General features: G+C 38.3%; 10 protein-coding genes. 8 read left to right on the top strand and 2 right to left on the bottom strand.

What is annotated here, in order from left to right:
• Positions 1-74 precede the first annotated feature (74 nt).
• From glmM to NV377_RS10240, 4 genes are all read left to right on the top strand, one after another.
• A complete protein-coding gene (gene glmM / locus NV377_RS10255) occupies positions 75-1,415 on the top strand; it encodes a phosphoglucosamine mutase (RefSeq protein ID WP_258201101.1) in 1,341 nt (446 codons plus the stop codon).
• A gap of 855 nt (positions 1,416-2,270) precedes the next feature.
• Complete coding sequence (gene glmS, locus NV377_RS10250; protein ID WP_258201100.1) at positions 2,271-4,106, top strand: glutamine--fructose-6-phosphate transaminase (isomerizing); 1,836 nt, start codon at positions 2,271-2,273, stop codon at positions 4,104-4,106.
• 1,110 nt (positions 4,107-5,216) lie between these two features.
• Positions 5,217-11,549 carry an S-layer homology domain-containing protein gene (locus NV377_RS10245; RefSeq protein WP_258201099.1) on the top strand — a complete coding sequence of 2,111 codons (6,333 nt, stop codon included), beginning with the start codon at positions 5,217-5,219 and terminating at the stop codon, positions 11,547-11,549.
• A 199-nt stretch (positions 11,550-11,748) separates the two neighbouring features.
• A complete protein-coding gene (locus tag NV377_RS10240; RefSeq protein ID WP_258201098.1) occupies positions 11,749-12,108 on the top strand; it encodes an MmcQ/YjbR family DNA-binding protein in 360 nt (119 codons plus the stop codon).
• Here the strand turns inward: NV377_RS10240 and NV377_RS10235 are convergent.
• Positions 12,105-12,272 (bottom strand): alpha/beta fold hydrolase, encoded by a 168-nt coding sequence (locus NV377_RS10235; RefSeq protein ID WP_258201097.1) that lies wholly within the window; start codon positions 12,270-12,272, stop codon positions 12,105-12,107. The two genes, NV377_RS10240 and NV377_RS10235, sit on opposite strands and share 4 nt — an antisense overlap.
• A gap of 81 nt (positions 12,273-12,353) precedes the next feature.
• Here NV377_RS10235 and NV377_RS10230 point away from each other — a divergent pair, with 81 nt between their 5' ends.
• Positions 12,354-12,569: a hypothetical protein gene (locus tag NV377_RS10230; RefSeq protein WP_373425814.1), complete on the top strand. Its 216-nt coding sequence runs from the start codon at positions 12,354-12,356 to the stop codon at positions 12,567-12,569.
• Between the two features lie 149 nt (positions 12,570-12,718).
• On the opposite strand, the gene NV377_RS10225 is transcribed toward NV377_RS10230, so the two are convergent.
• A complete protein-coding gene (locus tag NV377_RS10225; RefSeq protein WP_258201168.1) occupies positions 12,719-15,295 on the bottom strand; it encodes a cellulose binding domain-containing protein in 2,577 nt (858 codons plus the stop codon).
• Positions 15,296-15,792: 497 nt separating this feature from the next.
• Between NV377_RS10225 and NV377_RS10220 the strand changes: the two genes are divergently transcribed.
• The 3 genes from NV377_RS10220 to NV377_RS10210 all read left to right on the top strand — a co-directional run bounded on the left by NV377_RS10220 (position 15,793) and on the right by NV377_RS10210 (position 18,991).
• On the top strand, positions 15,793-17,361 hold the full coding sequence (locus NV377_RS10220) for a hypothetical protein (RefSeq protein WP_258201096.1): 1,569 nt from the start codon (positions 15,793-15,795) through the stop codon (positions 17,359-17,361).
• A gap of 36 nt (positions 17,362-17,397) precedes the next feature.
• Positions 17,398-17,766 (top strand): iron chaperone, encoded by a 369-nt coding sequence (locus NV377_RS10215; RefSeq protein ID WP_258201095.1) that lies wholly within the window; start codon positions 17,398-17,400, stop codon positions 17,764-17,766.
• Positions 17,767-18,169: 403 nt separating this feature from the next.
• Positions 18,170-18,991 (top strand): alpha/beta fold hydrolase, encoded by an 822-nt coding sequence (locus NV377_RS10210; RefSeq protein WP_258201094.1) that lies wholly within the window; start codon positions 18,170-18,172, stop codon positions 18,989-18,991.
• The last annotated feature ends 90 nt before the right edge of the window (positions 18,992-19,081 follow it).

Genomic DNA, 19,081 nt, shown 5'->3' with positions numbered 1-19,081 from the left:
TCGTCTCTTCAAGATGCATGAAACAAACTAAAATAAACTAAATATTAACATTAAACATTTGAGGGAGAACAGTTATGGGGAAATATTTTGGAACAGATGGTGTACGAGGAGTAGCTAATACCGAACTAACACCTGAATTAGCATATAAAATCGGTCGTTGTGGAGGATATGTACTTACTCGTGCAGCACATAAGCCAAAAGTTATTATTGGACGTGATACGCGTATCTCTGGCAATATGCTTGAGGCTGCGCTAACTGCAGGATTACTATCAATTGGTGCAGATGTAATCTCCGTAGGAGTATTGTCTACTCCTGCAGTTGCATACCTTACGCGTGAGTTGGAAGCAGATGCGGGTGTTATGATCTCAGCATCCCATAATCCTGTTCAAGATAATGGAATTAAGTTTTTTGCAGGGGATGGTTTCAAGCTATCTGATGAAACTGAGCTAGAAATCGAAGCGTTAATTGATGCAGAAGTTGATGAATTACCTCGTCCAGTAGGGGGAGATGTTGGTTCAGTAGTAAGTGCACACCATTTAGCGGATAAATACTCAGCTTACTTGAAAACAACGATTACAGGCCATTTTTCTGGCTTGAAATTAGTACTAGATTGTGCGCATGGAGCAGCATATGAATTAGCTCCGCAAATCTTCAAAGAGCTAGGTGCAGAAGTTATTACGGTAGGTGCAGAACCAGATGGTAAAAACATCAACGAAGGTGTAGGTTCTACACATCCTGAATATGTGAGTGAGCAAGTACTTGCTCACGGTGCAGATGTTGGACTATCTTTCGATGGTGACGCAGACCGTCTTATTGCAATTGATGAGAATGGTGAAGAAGTGGATGGCGACTTCATCCTATGTATTATTGGTGATCGTATGAAGCGTGAAGGTAAGTTGAAACATGATACGGTTGTTACAACAGTAATGGCTAACATCGGATTCTTCAAAGGTACTGAGAAGATTGGGTTGAATACTGCTCAAACTGCAGTTGGTGATCGTTATGTTATGGAAGAAATGCGTCGCGGCGGTTACAATCTTGGTGGAGAGCAATCTGGTCATGTTATCTTCTTAGATCACATTACAACAGGTGACGGCATTATGACTGCCCTGCAGCTTGTTGAGACGATGCAATTATCAGGCAAGAAGCTAAGCGAGTTAAAAGGTCTTATGCGTAAATATCCGCAAAAGCTTGTTAACGTGCGTGTTGCTGATAAGAGTCTTTATGAAGGCAACGAAGCTATTCTACAAGCGGTACACGAAGTTGAGACTGAGCTTGGTGATAATGGTCGTGTACTTGTGCGCCCATCCGGTACAGAATCGTTGATTCGTGTTATGGCTGAAGGACCAGAGAAAGAACTAGTCGATGCTTATGTTGATCGTATTGCTGCTGTTGTTAAGAAACAGCTTGGTTAAAAGTTGACGTGTTCATATTAGTTACTTCATAATGAGATTATTACTGAATGATGGATAACAAGGACAGATTGTTACAGTCTGTCCTTATTCTTTGTAAAGAGGCATTTATACAAGAATTATAAATGTTTATCCAATTGGATGTAATAAGTTGTTGCGTACTAGCCTGAAAATGAATATGATAGGTAGTATGACTCAAGAAGAGAGAGAGGGTAGGGGTTACAAAAAAACAAGCGCCAGAGCTTAATGAGGTAAAGGTAAGTTCAAAACAGTCACTTGTGATCATGATGACTATGCTAACGTAGCTTAGTCGGCGGCGAATATACCGCCCCATCGAAAGCCTGTGTGTGCTCACGTACACAAAACGTACGCTGTGCTACTCGTTTTCGCTGTGGGTCATCTTCTTGATGCTGACAAGCAAATGTTTTGAACGTTCATTGTAAGAGGTAGTTCAAAAAATGGACTTACTTTTAACTATTAAGCTGACGAGGTAAAGGTGTTCGAAATTTCGGCGGGGACCTTTCGGTAACTACAGACAACCGTAAGCTAATTTGCAAACCAATTGGGCGACTGATTGAACAAACGAATTGCTGTCTGACTATAATCAAGTGATCGTTTCACAGTTCTTATACTGTTGTCGCTATGGAGAGCGAGCAGGATAAGTATGCGGATCGCTAGCAAATCATATTGCTGATGGAATAATTCCATGGGTTAGCTTGCTATCGCCCTTATGAAACGAAGGAGCCAGTTAGTTATATGGATATTTGCTATGCATTCCGCGCAGATTAACAGTATCGTCATAGTCATAAGTAGATGAGGCACTGCCTGTAAACGATACACAACGCGGAGGTTTATACTATGTGTGGTATTGTTGGATATATTGGTAATGGGGAAACACAACAGATTTTGCTTGAAGGATTGAAAAAGTTAGAATATCGCGGATATGATTCTGCTGGTATAGCAGTATTTACAGAACAAGGACTTGAGGTTACAAAATCTAAAGGTCGTATTGCTAATCTTGAAGAGAAGCTTGAAGGTACACCTCTTCTTGGATCAGTTGGTATTGGTCATACTCGTTGGGCTACTCATGGTAAGCCTTCTGATGTGAACTCTCACCCACATACAGATAATTCTCACCAATTCTCTGTCGTGCATAACGGGATTATCGAGAACTATCTTGATCTTAAAGAAGAATTGATTGCTAAAGGACATGTGTTTGTGTCTGAAACAGATACGGAAGTTGTTTCTCATCTTATCGCTGAAGAATACGATGGTAACCTTGTTGAAGCAGTACAACGTGCTGTGAAGCATATGAGAGGTGCATACGCGCTAGGCGTACTAACTTCTCATGAGCCTGACAAATTGGTAGCAGTACGTTATGCAAGTCCATTAGTTATCGGTATCGGCGAAGGTGAAAACTTTATCGGATCTGATATTCCAGCAATTCTTGAATATACGCGTAATGTATATATTCTTGATGATGGCGATATGGCAGTATTAACTCATGATGGGGTAGAACTATTCAACCTTGAAGGCAAGAGCATTGCTAAAGATATCGTGCATATTGATTGGGACCTAGTGACAGCTGAGAAAGCTGGTTTTGATCATTTTATGTTGAAAGAAATCTATGAACAACCGAAAGCATACCGTGAAACGATGCTTGGTCGCGTATCAGAAGACGGTAAATCAGTTGACCTTAGCAAAGAGCTCGAAATGAACGATGAGTATATTCGTTCAATCTCTAAAGTTCACATCGTTGCATGTGGTACAGCATACCATGCAGGCTTAGTTGGTAAATCAGTCATCGAATCATTGGCTCGCATTCCAGTTGAAACAGATGTAGCTTCTGAGTATCGTTACCGTTCACCAATTATTACACCTGATACACTAGTAATTGTAGTAAGCCAATCTGGTGAAACTGCGGATACACTAGCAGCTATGCGTGAAGCACAGCGTAATGGCGCTCGTGTACTTGCAATTACTAACGTTGTAGGTAGCTCTGTAGCACGTGAAGCGAACGATGTAATAGCAACATGGGCTGGACCTGAGATTGCAGTTGCTTCTACAAAAGCATACTCTTCTCAATTAATTGCATTCTATTTGCTTGGTCTTCATCTTGCACGCGTACTTGGTACGAAAGAAGAAGCAGAGCTTACTCATATTATCGAAGGATTAACAGCACTTCCAGAGCAAGTTGAGAGCATTTTGGAGCAAGCTTCTGTATTGAAGCAAGTGGCTGAATCTATGTCTCATCATACAAGTCTATTCTTCATCGGACGTGGAGTAGATTATGCAGTTGCACAAGAGGGATCATTGAAATTGAAAGAGATCTCTTATATTCACTCTGAAGCTTATGCGGCAGGTGAATTGAAACATGGTACTCTTGCATTGATTGAAGATGACATTCCAGTTATTGCTTTGGTTACTCAAGAAGGTCTATTTGAGAAAACATTGAGCAATATTACAGAAGTAAAAGCACGCGGCGCACATGTGTTTGCAGTAACGAACCAAGGCTTCGAAGCAGAAGTTGCGAAATCAGTAGATGAAGTTTTCGCAATTCCAAAAACATTGCCTGTTCTTACTCCAGCATTAGCTGTAGTGCCGTTGCAATTGATCTCTTACTACGCATCTCTTGCACTAGGTCATGATGTGGATAAACCACGTAACCTTGCGAAGAGCGTTACTGTAGAGTAGGTTAGAGGGGCTTGGGTGACATTTGTCTACATCTAACAAACTCTAACGCTCACCATTAAAACCTTGCACGAAGCTAATAAAGTTTAACGGCAAGCCGAGTGAATTCAGGTATTTCCTCCTGAATTCACTCGGCTTTTTCTTTTCATTCTTAATTATTTCCTCGATCTTTTCCTTAAACAATATCGGCCCAATTCTGTCTACATCCAACAAACTATGATGCCCACCATTAAAACCTTGCTTAAAGCTAATAAAGTTTAACGACAAGCCGAGCTGATTTCAGGTATTTCATCCTGATTTCACTCGGCTTTTTCTTTTCCATTTCAATTCTTTTCCTCAATCAAAATCCTCGTAATCCCTTGCCTCCACTGTCTTTATCTCCATTTAACCTCTCATTATTTCCTGCTTTTTCTGCCCCCTTTCAAACCTAATCTCCATGTTTTCCCCTGCTTTTACTCCTGCTCTTCCGTCACACTTTTACGGTTCAATTCATGTTTTTGACAGGTGGTTTTCTCAGGTGTTTTGCTCGGTTTTCAATCGTACTTATTTAAAAAACGGATTTTTTTTGGAAGGTATCGTGAAGAGGGGAAGCCTTGTGGGAGTAAGGTGGAGCGGGATTATTGGGGGTGGGTGGTGCAGTCAGGGTTTATTAGCTGTTAACAGATGCTATTGGTTAGAAAATATATAATATGGAACAATTAAAAGAACGAAATGGACTGTGAATTGATGAATACACTGTTTAGAACAATGAGAAATTACATAATAGGTAGCTCCTCTTTTAGCAGAATGCTCAACTAATCTTCAATACAAATTCGAATAAAATACCAATAACTAAAAATTAAGTTTTATTATTATGAATTTTTATCAATAATTTTCATTTTTTTATGAAAAGAACGCTAACCTTTAATAATTCTTAATATAAATCGACATTCCAGTTAACTTTTGACCTGTAGACTACATGATGTAGGAGAGAAAAGCTAAATAATTCTTTTAATAGGAGGGAAGTAGGTAACTACAGATTCCATCTAAGAGAAGCATGAAGCCAACAGCTATGAATGATAATTTTAGCTGGAAATGAAGGATTAAAAAAAATGAAAGTGGAGAGGTGCAAAAATGTCTTTTTCGAAAAACGTTAACAAAAAATGGATTAGTTTGATGTTAATTATTGCAATTGTAATCACTACATATCTTCCTGCTGGCTTGCTACCAAAAGCTGCAGCTGCAAAGGATTCAGTAGCGGAATGGATTTTTACATCCAACGATAATCTAAAGGCTACAGAAGGTAGTGATGCAAATAAGGAAATTAGCTTACTTTCAATCAGCAATAATAGAACACTTTCCTATACAGCTTCAAACAAAACATTGTATACAAATGGTTGGGATAAATCAGATGGTTACTGGCAAGTTAAAATTGATACTACAGATTTTACAGATCTAGATTTAACATATAAAGCTTTTGGGACAAGTACTTCCCCAAAAGAATTTCAAATTCAATATAGCTTAACAGGTGATGACGACGATTTTCATCCTATAGCTAATGTAGAGCTTACAGCTGCTATCGCACCTTACGGACCTTTTGCTTTACCAGAAGAGGTTGAAAATCAGAGCTCTGTTTATATTCGTTGGTTAAATACTTCTAATACTTCCATTAATGGACCACCAGCAACTGTGCAAACTGGAGGAAACAGCAGAATTGCAGATATTCAAATTCAAGGGATTTCACAAGCTGCTCCTGCAGTAGCAAAGGTTGAAGCTAGTCCTGCTTCCAATGCTTGGCCTGCTGGCACAGAAATTAATTTGATCTCAGCAACTACTGGAGCTTCAATTTATTATGCTTTTGATAGTGAAGCAAATCCAGTTTCACTTTACTCAGAACCAATAGTATTAACAAATGATGTTTCAATTTATAGTTACGCAAGCTTTGATGGATTGGCTAATAGTGTAGGCTCAATATTTGATTACACTTTATTAGAGAAAACAGATATCTCAGAAGCACGTTTAGTCCCTAAAAATCAAAATGTATGGACAGAAGGTATTATTTCTCATATCGATGGTGCAAAAACATACATTCAAGATGAAACAGGCGGTATCGTTTTATATGGAATGAATATTCCAGATGCTAGTCTTGGTGACAAGGTTAGTGTACAGGGAGTTATGGAAATTTACAGTGGTTTACAAGAATTGAAACCACAAAATGGACTAACTTCTGAGGTTTCAGAGAAAAATGCAGGGGTACCTGAAGCAAAATTAGTTACAGCAAGCGATTTAACACCTGCAAATGGTAAGCAGCATGAAGCACAGCTCGTTTATATAGAAAATGTAACGATTGGTCGTAAATCAGGAACAGTATTTAAAGCAACGCAAGAAGGTATAGCAGCGGAATTCGATATTTATTCCAGCTTAGCTAGTCTACAAGAAGGTAAAACATTCGAAAAGATAATTGGTGTTATTGAGGAATATAACGGTAATTTTCAACTCATCCCGTTAAGCAGCAGTTCATTAATCGAGAATAAGTTTTCTGTTCAGGCAAGTCCTGATGCAGGAACGATAGCTATCGGTAATGGAGTTACACTTTCAACTCCAGATAATGAAGCGGTTATTTACTATACAACAGATGGTTCTACACCAACTGTAAATAGCTTTAAATATACTGCGCCAATCGTAGTGAATGAAGATACAACGATTAAAGCTATTGTAGTTAAAGACAATGTGTTTAGTATCGCATATGTATTTGAATATAAGGCAGTCAAAGCTAATCCGAGAATTCGTGATATTCAAGGTGCAGCTCATATATCTCCATATGTAAATCAAACCGTTAAGGATGTAGAAGGTGTAGTTACACAGCTGTCATATCAATTTGCTACAGGTGCTTATCGTGGTTTTTATATTCAAGATATAGAACCAGATAATGATGATAAAACATCAGAAGCTGTTTATGTGTATTCAACAAATGAAGTAATTAAGCCTAAGGTTGGAGACCTAGTATCTATTTCAGGTAAAGTAGAAGAGTATAATGAAGGTCTAGCTACGAACTTAACAACAACGCAATTAACAAATATAAAAATTGATGTATTATCTTCTGATAATGATCTTCCTGAGCCAATTTTACTTGGTAAGGGCGGAAGAGCAATTCCAACGTCCACTATTGATAGTGATGGAATGACTACGTTTAATCCAGATAAAGATGCGATTGATTTTTATGAATCGATTGAAGGTATGCGTGTAAAGTTATCAAAACCAACGATTATTAGTCCATATTGGACAAGCGGTTTTGGCAATTCTATGCTTCATAATATTCCAACACGAGTAGAAAATGAAGAAGAGGATGTACTGACACCAGCAGGAGGTTTAATTCTGAAAGAGGATTTAAACTACAATCCTCAAAGATTAATTATTGCTTACGGAGACCCTGGAAAAGAAGTCGGAACAGGTGATGTATTTACCGATGATGTTAATGGTATTGTAGGCTACAATAACGGAAATTTCAAAATCATTCCAAGTCAAGGCAGTTTGCCAGAGATTCAAGATAGTACATTTGAAAGACAAACAACTGAACTGGAAATTGATCCTGATAAGTTAACGATTGCAAGCTACAACGTTGAGAATTTTCATCCTGGTACTCCACAAGAGAAAATCAACAAGATTGGTGATTCGATTGTAATTAATTTAAAATCACCTGATATTATCGCATTGCTTGAAATTCAGGATAACAACGGTCCAGTTGATAACGGAGTTGTTGCAGCAGATAAAACTTATGAAACGATTATTAATGCTGTAATTGCTGCAGGAGGACCAGCTTATAAATATACTGATATTTCTCCACAGGATAAGAAGGATGGCGGCGAACCAGGTGGAAATATTCGAGTTGCGTTCTTATACAATCCTGATCGTGTGAAAATAACGGATAGTGTGTCAGGACAAGCAGGAACAGCTACTACAGCAGTTAGTTATAATGCTGAAAATGATAAGCTAAGTGTTAATCCTGGACGTATTGACCCAACTAACACAGCTTTTAATGCTTCTCGAAAACCATTAGTAGCGCAATTTGAATTTAACGGAGAAAAGGTTATTGCCATTGTTAATCATTTTAACTCCAAAGGTGGAGATAATGGACCGTTTGGTAACATCCAGCCTCCTGTACTTTCAAGCGAAGTGCAACGTCATAAGATTGCTAATGTTGTAAACGACTTTGTAAAGGATATTGTAACAAAAAATAGTGATGCAAATGTTGTTGTAATGGGAGATTTAAACGACTTCCAATTTACAGATACATTGAAAATTCTTAAAGGAAATGAAATGATCAACTTGATCGATACGCTTCCGATTAATGATCGCTATTCTTACACCTATGATGGAAACTCTCAAACGTTAGACCATATATTAGTAAGTAATAACCTAGCCTCTGCAAGTAAAGTAGATGTTGTTCATATTAATGCAGACTTCCCTCTTTCTAGAGGACGTGCTTCAGACCATGATCCATTAATGGCTCAAATCGATCTTAAAGGTCAAGAAGTACCAAGTGAAGACGACTTCCAATTACGAGTATTGCATACAAATGATACACATGCACGACTAGATAGTGTAGCGAAGCGTGTAACAGCAATTAATGCGAATAAAAATGACCATAGTATTCTACTTGATGCAGGTGATGTATTCTCAGGTACATTATACTTCACGAAGTATGAAGGACTTGCTGATTTAGAGTTTATGAACATGGTTGGTTATGATGCTATGGTTACAGGTAATCATGAATTCGATAAAGGCCCAGTAGGCTTGGAGCGTTTCATTAAGGAAGCACAATTCCCAATCCTAAGCTCCAACATTGACTACAGTGGAAATGAAGGGCTAAGCAAGCTATTCAAAAATGAAATTGGTGGCTTAAATCATCCCATTGAAAACGCACATATTTATCCATCTATCGTGCTTGATGTAAATGGTGAGCAAGTTGGTGTGTTCGGTTTAACAACAGAAGAAACCGTAGGTATTTCTTCACCTGGTAACACGCTTGTGTTCCAAGATTACATTGCGCGTGCCAAAGCAACCGTAGCTTCCTTACAGGAACAAGGTATTAACAAAATTGTTGCCCTAACGCACCTAGGCTACAGCTTCGACTTAACTTTAGCTGATGAAGTTGAAGGTATTGATATTATCGTAGGTGGACACAGTCATACGCTTCTTCCAAAACCAGTCGTGAAGCATGTGAATGGTGAGCCAACAATTATCGTACAAACGGGTGAGTATGGCGAAAAGCTTGGTGTTATTGATGCAACATTCGATGATAAAGGTGTACTGAAAACATGGAACGGAAATCTACTAAATGTAGCAGACTATGCGGAAGATGCAGCAGCGAAAGAAAAGCTGCAAGGCTACAAAGCAAGTTTAGATGAAATGATGGCTGAAGTTGTTGGACACTCTGTAGTGGAATTAGATTATAATGCTATGATTGATGGCAAAATGCAGCGCGCAGTACGTCGTCAAGAAACAAACCTAGGTAACTTGATTACAGATGGTATGGCTGCAGCGATGAAGGAGAAAATTACATCTCTACTTCCTAGCTCAGAGCTAGCTGAAATTAAAGGATACATCGCTTTGCAAAATGGTGGTGGTATCCGTGAGGGAATTTCATCGGGTGACATTACACTAGGGGAAGTAAGAACAGTATTACCATTTGATAACAGCATCGTAGCGGTGAAGGTAACAGGCAAGGAGTTAATTGCAGCGCTAGAAAATGGTGTATCTGGTGCACCAGCAGAATATGGTGGCTTTGCACATGTGTCTGGAATGAAATATATCTATGATTCAACAAAAGCGAAGCAAACCATTGATACACAAACAGAAAAGATTACTTTTAACGGTAGCCGTATCGTTGAGGTACAGATTAAAAATGAAAAAGGAACGTACTCTAAGCTTGATCCGAATGCATACTATATGCTAGCAACAAACTCCTTTACAGCTAGTGGTGGAGATTTCTACTACGCATTAAGAGATGCAAGACAAGACGGAAGAATCTATGAGCTATTCATGCCAGACTATGAAGTGTTTCTAGCTCATTTAGACAGAGTAGGAACTATAGATATTGGTCTAGAAGGACGTATTACTGATCTTAAAGGTAAACCATTACCAGGGTCAGGTGGTAGCGGTGGAAACTCTGATGGAAATAATCCTACACCTGAAACAAAACCTGGAGAGTCTAATCAAGGTGATGTTGTTACAGTAATAGTGCCGTCTGAAAACATTAGCAAAGAAACGAATGCACAAGGCAAGACAGTAACTACTGTATCTGTACAAGCAGATGCATTAAAAGAAGCGATTAAGCAGGCCGAAGTTGCTGGCGCAGCTACGAAAAAAATTCAAGTGAATATTGCGAATGTGACTGATGGAATGATTACAATTCAGCTTCCAGCAGCAGCTCTAATCGATGCTAACAAGGACACAGTCATTTCTGTAAATGCAGGTAATTACAGCTATGATTTACCAGTAAGTATTTTGGCATTGGAAAAGCTAGCAAAAGATCTTGGAGTTAAAATGGATGAATTAATCATTTCAATCAATATTGAAGTAATGGCGCAAGGTAATGCAGACAAGCTAACTCAGAAAGTAGAAGAGGCTAATGGTAAGCTACTACATGCACCAATTGAATTTACCATTATGGCTCAAGCAAATGGAAAATCTCAAGAAGTTAATGGGTTTGGTAATACATTTGTAGAAAGAAGTATTACAATTGGAAGCTTAGTTAATTCTTCTACTGCAACTGTAGTATCATATGATCCTGTAACAGACCAACTTACATTTGTACCAGCAATATTTGAAACAGTAAATGGAAAAACGTTTGTTACAATTAAGCGTAATAGCAACAGTCAGTACGCAGTTGTATCTTTCACAAAATCATTTGAAGATATGACTAAGCATTGGGCAAAGGCTGATGTAGAGCTATTAGCTTCTAAATTTATTGTTCAAGGAAAGTCTGCAACAAACTTTGCTCCAGATCAAAGTGTCACTAGAGCTGAATTTGCAGCATTACTTGTCCGTTCACTAGGATTGAAGGAAGACAGCTCTGGACTAGCATTTAACGATGTAGATGCTAATGCATGGTATGCAGGTGTTGTAGGAGCAGCAGTAAAAGCAAAATTAATCGAGGGCTTTGAAGATGGTTCATTCCGTCCAGAAGCACAAATTACTCGTGAGCAAGTAGCTGTTATGATAGCTAGAGCTCTTGCAATGACGGGCAAGCTAGAAAAAGCAGGTAAATTAGATGCAACTGCTAAATTTGAGGATGGAGCATCCATCCAAACATGGGCAAAAGATGCGGTTGGAATTAGTGCTTCAGCTGGTATTGTTCAAGGTAACGCAAATCAAATGTTTGCACCTGCAAAAAATGCTACAAGAGCAGAAGCAACAGCAATTTTGAAAAGATTCTTAAGCTTTGTTGAGTTTATCAATCAATAGTACTTATGAATTGACAAAATAATTATGCTCCAAACGCAAGCTTTACTCTTCTTGATTGAATAGTTTACTGCTATATTTGAAGTAAGACTCAGACTGTAGACAAACTCGAATCCAAGTTTGTCTACAGTCTTATTCATTTATAATAATGATATACTAGCTATAAAGAAATTGTTGTTGTCGGAGAAGGAGAGATACTGATTTGAACAATAATATCATTGAATACTGTTTAAAGAAGAACGGAGCGACTAAGAGTTACCCTTTCGGACCCGAACCAATAGTGATTAAAATTGCAGGCAAAATGTTTGCGCTTATTTTTGAGAACAAAGGGGATTATTCTTATATAAATTTAAAATGTGACCCGATGATCGCAGAAAATTTGAGAGAGCAACATGAGAACGTATGTCCAGGATATCATATGAACAAAAAACATTGGAATACAATTACAATGGATGACTCCTTACAAGAGTCGGATATTTTTGCAATGATTGATCACTCTTATGATTTGGTTGTCAATAAACTTCCTAGGAAACTTCGAGAATCTATACTGGGAATGAACTAACGTGATAAAACGCTTTGTGATAAGAAATCAATAACTGCTTGATTGAATTCATGCGGAACCTCGATAAATGGGAGGTGACCGCAGCCTTTCATCATTATTTTGGATGATAATCCTATACTTTTATGTAAAGTTTCTGCAGTTTCTATACTTATTAGCTTCTTCATCACATCACCCTCTTCATCTTTCCATATTTATATTTTACAGTCAATTTATGCTACCTTAATCAAATGTCTATAACTGGTGAAATGAAGTCAGAGAGATTGGTTCAAGCCGAAGAAATGCTAGAAAATATGCAAAGTGAAGAAATCGAATTTGGTAAATGGTTTGTACAGCAATTAAAGAATTTGAAGCATATTTTATTATTTTTCCCAAGTATTAATAGTGTAATTACAGGTGATGCCCCTGTTCATGAGAATGATGAATTGGTCATTGCTAATCGACACTTTTGTATCACTTTATAAAACAAAAACACCTTCAAGTTGTAATCATATTAAAATATGATTACAACTTGAAGGTGTTTTGATTTGTCTCACATTTAGGTGTCAGTCCCTAGTGTACGTTTCACGTTATAGGTCACTCTCTCCCGATCCACCCCTTTTTCATTATCTTCTTACGGTTCAATCCCCCATACAAGCTGACCGTTCATGTACCCAGTCACTTGTTCGTTGTTTGCGAATTGAGTGCTAGATGCCTTAAAAGAGTAATCGTTAGACTGGCTGTAATTGGACCAGTTGGTTTTGGAGAAACGTGCTTGAACTTCTGCGCTTTGACCAGGATTAAGCGATCCAGCCGAACTTGTGAAGCCGATTTCCAGATAATAATCGGCTCCAGTAACCGAAGTCGCCAGTTTTACGAAATTGCTAGTAACGTTCGCCCCTCCGATACTAGACCAGTCGCACCAGAAATTCTGTGCGTTTTCTCCGTCAATCGTATAGTAATAACGGAGTTTTACATCACTAAGTTGAATTGCTGATGTGCCATTGTTAATTATTTTGAATTTAGGGGAAATTCCGTTGGTGGAAGCACTAGTGTTGCCGTTAAAGGCTTGGATCGTCAAGTTTCCTGTTGTCGGTATAGGAACAGTGCTATCCACTACATTTACTGTAAGAACAGCGTTATTTCCTCCGCTGAAATGAAAGGTTATCGCATTCTGACCTAACGGCAGCGTGGATAGATAGGACTTGCTTAGAACGACAGATGTGCTTGATGCCGTATAATCCTGTCCCAATTGAAGCGTATAATTTCCTTTTGTTATATTTGATAGTTGCTTTCCGTTTAAGGTCAATGATACAGAAATATTATGTTGCAAATTCGTCGCTTTATCAAATGTTACACTTACGGGCGAAATTGTAGCGCCCGGTGTTGAATCGACAACTTTGACTTTTAATACAGGATCTTGTCCTTGATTAAAATCAAAGATAATCGAATGCTCGCCAACCGGTAGTCCTGCAAGATATTCTTTTTTCAGTACTAGCGTATTTCCATTTAAAGTATAATCCTGAGTCGCGGTCAATGCATTAGCGCCTACTCGAAGTGCAGATAATGTATTGCCGTTAAAATTCACAGTAATCGTTTTGTCAGTTTGATTGGATGCATATTTATCAAATTCAACGTTGGTAGGTGTGATGGACGAGTTTGGAATTGGATTGTTAACTTTTAAATTAGGTAGCTCATCTAATGTGATTACATAATTACTTTGATAAAGCGTGGTGAGGGTGGCTGGATAATTGAAGGAAGAACTTAACAAATGCTCGCCGTACCAAGGGCAGAAGTAGAGCCATCCAGATTTTTCATCTATCAGATTCTGAACGCTTGGGATGGTGTCGTTCTCGGTCATGGCTACCATTTTTGTGCCATCTGTTAGATCAACTAGTTGATAGAAAATTGAAGTAATGGCATCCTCATTAGGTACGCCGGACAAACCGTCATAGCGGTTGTAGACCGTATTGTATTTATCATATCCGACAATATCTACTTGATCATCACCAGGATACCATGCTGGAGAAGTGCTGTACACGTAACTGTTGTAGGTCCATATCAAGTTATGCAAGTCGTAAGTCTCAGTAAGTTCGGTATAGAGCAGATCCCACAGCTGCTTGTACACTTCCGCACCTGCCGAAGCCCACCAGAACCATGCGCCTTCACCATTCAACCCGCCGTTGCCTTCGGCTTCATGATATGGACGGAAAAGAACTGGCACATTGTTATCTTGCAAAATGAGCAGTTGTTCTGCCAAATCCTCAATAGTCATCATCAAATATTGATATTCTTTAGTACCGGGTACTACTGCATTGGCTGTATTAAAATTGGTTTCGGTCGGCTTGTAGGTGGCTTGTTTCCAATCGACAAACTCTCCAAGCTGATATGTGGTGAAATTTCGAGGGACATTAATATGCCAGGCAGCAGTTGCGATTCCGTCACGGTCATTCACCCAATCGATCATTCGATCGGTTGTGCCGTCTTCCCAACCGTACAACGGATTATAGTTCATAAAGTCAAAGCCACGGATTGCAGGATACTTTCCGGTTAAGTTGTAAATCCACTCAAACTCCAATTCAGTATCGCCGTCATTTCCGCCTCCGTAAATCTCCTGCTGACCGGAAATAATATTGTTGCCATAAACTTCGGTCAAATAATTCATCAAAAGTTGAGTTTCCGGAGTAGCTTGAGGATCGGTGAGAGTAGGCTGCACATCCAATGGATCAAGATCTGCGTAATCAACAGTGAAGGTGTCAAAATAAGCGAATCCCCAACCTGCCTTCAGTTGAACCGTGTTGCTTCCTTGGTTTAGCTTATAAAAGCCAAAATCAAAATCCTTCCATTCGGTCGTGTAAGGCAGCATAAACGTACTCTTGGTAACGCCGTTAATTGATAAATGTTGTTGCCTGCCGTCAGCACTCAACTCTTGCATATAGCGGGTGGAGATCGAATACATGCCGGTTTCTGGGACGGTTACTGTGAAGGATATTGTGCCGGAATTCTGCATCCAGACAAATCCACTACCGGAGAATCCGGGCTTAGGTTGTCCGTAAATGGAAGTAACTACTTGAAGATCGGAGGTAAGCTGTGCGTTTTCGCTTTCAATTGTGAAAAGTGCGGAGTCTGCATGAACGGGGGCTGTCATCAATCCAAGCAGCAGAGTAAATGCTAGTAAAATAGTGCTTGTCTTTTTGAACAATTTTTTCATTTCCATCTTTCCTTCCCATGTACAAAAATGATAAATAATTTATCGATCTATCACATCATGGTAGCGCTTTCACATAAAAGATATCATATATACCAATTTTTGTAAATAGTTCAATTTTAACAAGGTCTGAACTTCGTTTCCCCACAATCCCTACGTCCTTTTACTCTCTTATTTCACTTACCATAACTAATTAGCAAGAATGGTCGGGCTTTATTCATTTATAATAATGATATACTAGCCATAAGGAAATTGTTGTTATCGGAGAAGGCGAGATACTGATTTTGAATAATAATATCATTGAATACTGTATAAAGAAAAAAGGAGCGACTAAGGATTATCCTTTTGGACCCAATCCGTTGGTAATCAGAATTATATGATTACAATGGATGGCTCCTTACCAGATTCGGATAGATCCGACGAGATAAATAACATTGATAGAATTATATAATATTGATAATATATCCATATATTATCTAAGTTATCGGGAGTTGAGTGATATGAAGAACGGAATAAGATTATTTTTATTAATTATTACTGTGTTCAGTATATTGCTTAGTGAGAAACAATTCACATCTGCAGAGAGCAAGCGAGTTATAGTTACAGATGTAAGTGTTGATTATGAATTTGATAAGACTACAGGAAATGCTATTCCGTATATGTACGTTAGTTATGCCGACGTTGCTAATGGAAATACGATGTGGAAAGAAAAGTATTTATTTCCTGAGTTAGCGGTTAAAAAACCGAGTAAGGGAAAGTTAGATATGGGTAATATCACCAATGCTAATGAAATATTCATCATGGGTGACAAGATTTATTGGGACAGTTTACTTAATGTTCAATCTGACTCAATAAAATATATGAACCATTTATATGAGTTTGATAGTGTCAATAAAACAATGAAAATACTGAAAGAAGCGAGTGGAACAACGCGTCAAGATAGAATACGTGTGTTCGAAAATTTTAGCGGATATATACTTTATCCAGACGCAAATACCTTTTTAGATAATGAAATTGAGGTTTATTCTTTGTTCTCCAATAAGCTAGTACGAAAAGTTAAACGTGTTGATTATTATGGTCATAGTGCCTTAGAGCAATGGGGGTACACTCAAGCTCAAGATCTCAAAAAACTCATCGTATTGGTAGTAGAAAAGACTAAAGTTGAGCCTACTTCAAACTGGGAGGGGTCCTTTTATAAAAATTATTACTATATCGAGAAGCACTATGAGCTGACGCTTGATGGTAGCCTGAAATTGATGACGAAGAAATCTGAAACGGGTACTGTAAAATGGGAGAAAAAGATTGGAAATATTACTTACGCCCATTATTATGATTCAAAGCAAAAGCAGTGGTTTGTTGGATATAAGGAAAGCGGTAAAAGTTCGTATAAGGCTTATACACGTACTAAGACAGTTTCTGATTCGTACCTTTCTCCGAATAGTAAATATTTACTTATTTCAGAGTATAAATTAGACGAAAAGACAGGTAAGCGAGGAAACGATTACTTGACCATTATTGTAGATGTATCAACGGGTAAAGTAAGAAAAGAGCTTTCTCCTTACAATAGAACGTATAAAGGGAAGTTTCCAGAACATACTTATTTATGGGATTATGGTGACGAAATTGTTAAAGTATACTTTTATAAACCTGCTCGTAACGGGTATCTAAATCTTTCATCAGGTATTTTTACAAGTGAGTATAATCTTGCACCAGACCCGTTATTATTAGGAAATTATGATGGAGTATTATCCCCGGAAAAGAGTCCTCGTATGTGGTTTAACGACAAGGTTGATATTCAACTTCCCGGGGGAGCGACTTTCTTATCAGAAAATTATGTGTGGTACGTTGGGCTTAGAGATTTCGCAACAGCAATAGATGCTACGATTTCTAAACAAGATACTAGATGGGCAATTAGCTTAGGTAACAAGAAATATACGATTAAATCAGAATCAATCATCACATATAAAAATAAAACCTATGTGCCTTTTGGTGAATTAAGGAACGGACTCGATTTGAAAATTCAAATTAATGCAGAAGAAGAAGTTAAAATTCTAGGACATAGAGAATAAATGGATTCAGTAAAAATAGTGTAGGGGGAGAACGGAATGGAAGTTTTTGCAGAGTATTTAGATAAAATTGATAGCCCGCAACATCGGGAACGAATGGAAGAAATTTTCACTTGGGTAACAAATGCATTTCCAGATTTAAAACCGAAGATTGCATGGAATCAGCCTATGTTTACCGATCACGACACATTTATTATTGGCTTTAGTATATCTAAAAATCATATGTCCATTGCACCTGAAATTCCAGGAATTAATCAATTCTCAGACGAAATTGTACAGGCAGGTTATGATCATACTAAAAATTTGTTCCGTATCAAGTGGGGAAGTCCAGTTGATTACACATTACTTGAGAAGATGATCGAGTTTAATATTGCGGATAAGGCAGATTGTACAACGTTTTGGCGCTAAAAATACACCTTAGAAAACTCATGCTAAATTATACGAGAAACTTTTGCGGCCGGATAGCGGATGACTCTACCGGCTCTTTTTTTGTTTAATCCTTTCTATATTTCATTACTGTCCATCTTTTCGTGTCAAAAGTAAAATGATACAATAGGTAAAAAATGTATTATACACTTGGAAGTCATCACTTCTTAGATATATGAACATCGAGAGCTACCCCTGTAATTATATTAGTAATTACAGGGGTGTTTTTGTTTTCTAGCGCTGCTAAATTAGGGGGCAATATTGTTTATCTGTTGACTTAAAAATTTTTTTGAGTAGATGTCGATTTGGTTGTTTGTCATTCGTTGTCTTAATATAGGTTGATAAAATCTATATCATTTGTAAAAACGGTGAAGGAGGCTTTCATATGTTCAAAGTAACTTCAAAAGATGGTACTCAGATTGCTTATGACAAAGTTGGTCAAGGACCAGTACTAATACTTGTAGCGGGAGCGTTTAGTTATCGTAAATTCCCAGGTCAGGTGCAGCTAGCTAGTCTGTTGTCTGAACAGTTTACGGTCTACAATTACGACCGCCGTGGTCGTGGTGATAGTGGAGACGCGTTGGTATATGCCATAGAACGTGAGATTGAAGATTTGCAGGCAATTATTGCTGAAGCTGGTGGCTCGGCATATGTATGGGGATTGTCTTCAGGTGCAGTTCTTGCTCTTCAAGCTGCGGCAAGCGGGTTAAATATCACGAAATTAGCACTGCATGAGCCACCGTTCGTAGTCGATGTTGCGGATCATAAGACACCCGCTAATTTTAGGGAGCAAGTTACTGATCTTATTACTATTGATCGTCGTGCTGATGCTATTAAGTACTTCATGACCAAAGGAATGGGCGCACCCTCATTCATTGTAAGCTTGATGCGGATGATGCCAACGGTATGGTCTAGACTTATGGCAGTTGCTCACACGCTTCCTTATGATGCAGCTTTGTTGGATGGATATATGGACGGAAAGTCTCTTCCTACTGACATGTGGAGCACAGTCACGATGCCAACGCTTATTCTCGAAGGCACAGAGAGCCCAGCTTCGCTACGTCATGGTGCCAAAGCTTTAGCGGATGTCCTCCCTAATGTGAGATTACTGAGTAAAAAGGGTCTAGGACATACGAAAAAACTTAATGCTAAGATGATATCAATGGAGCTTTCTGCCTTCTTTACAGGGAAGTTAAACAAAGATTAAGAAAATAAATTTATTAGTTGTCGATTCAGTTGAAGTTCGTTCGTTGTATATATAGAAGCGGATTTCCTAAATTGTTTCTACAACATTACG

This window comes from Paenibacillus endoradicis (genome assembly GCF_024721975.1).
This window is presented reverse-complemented; position numbering and strand designations above follow the sequence as displayed.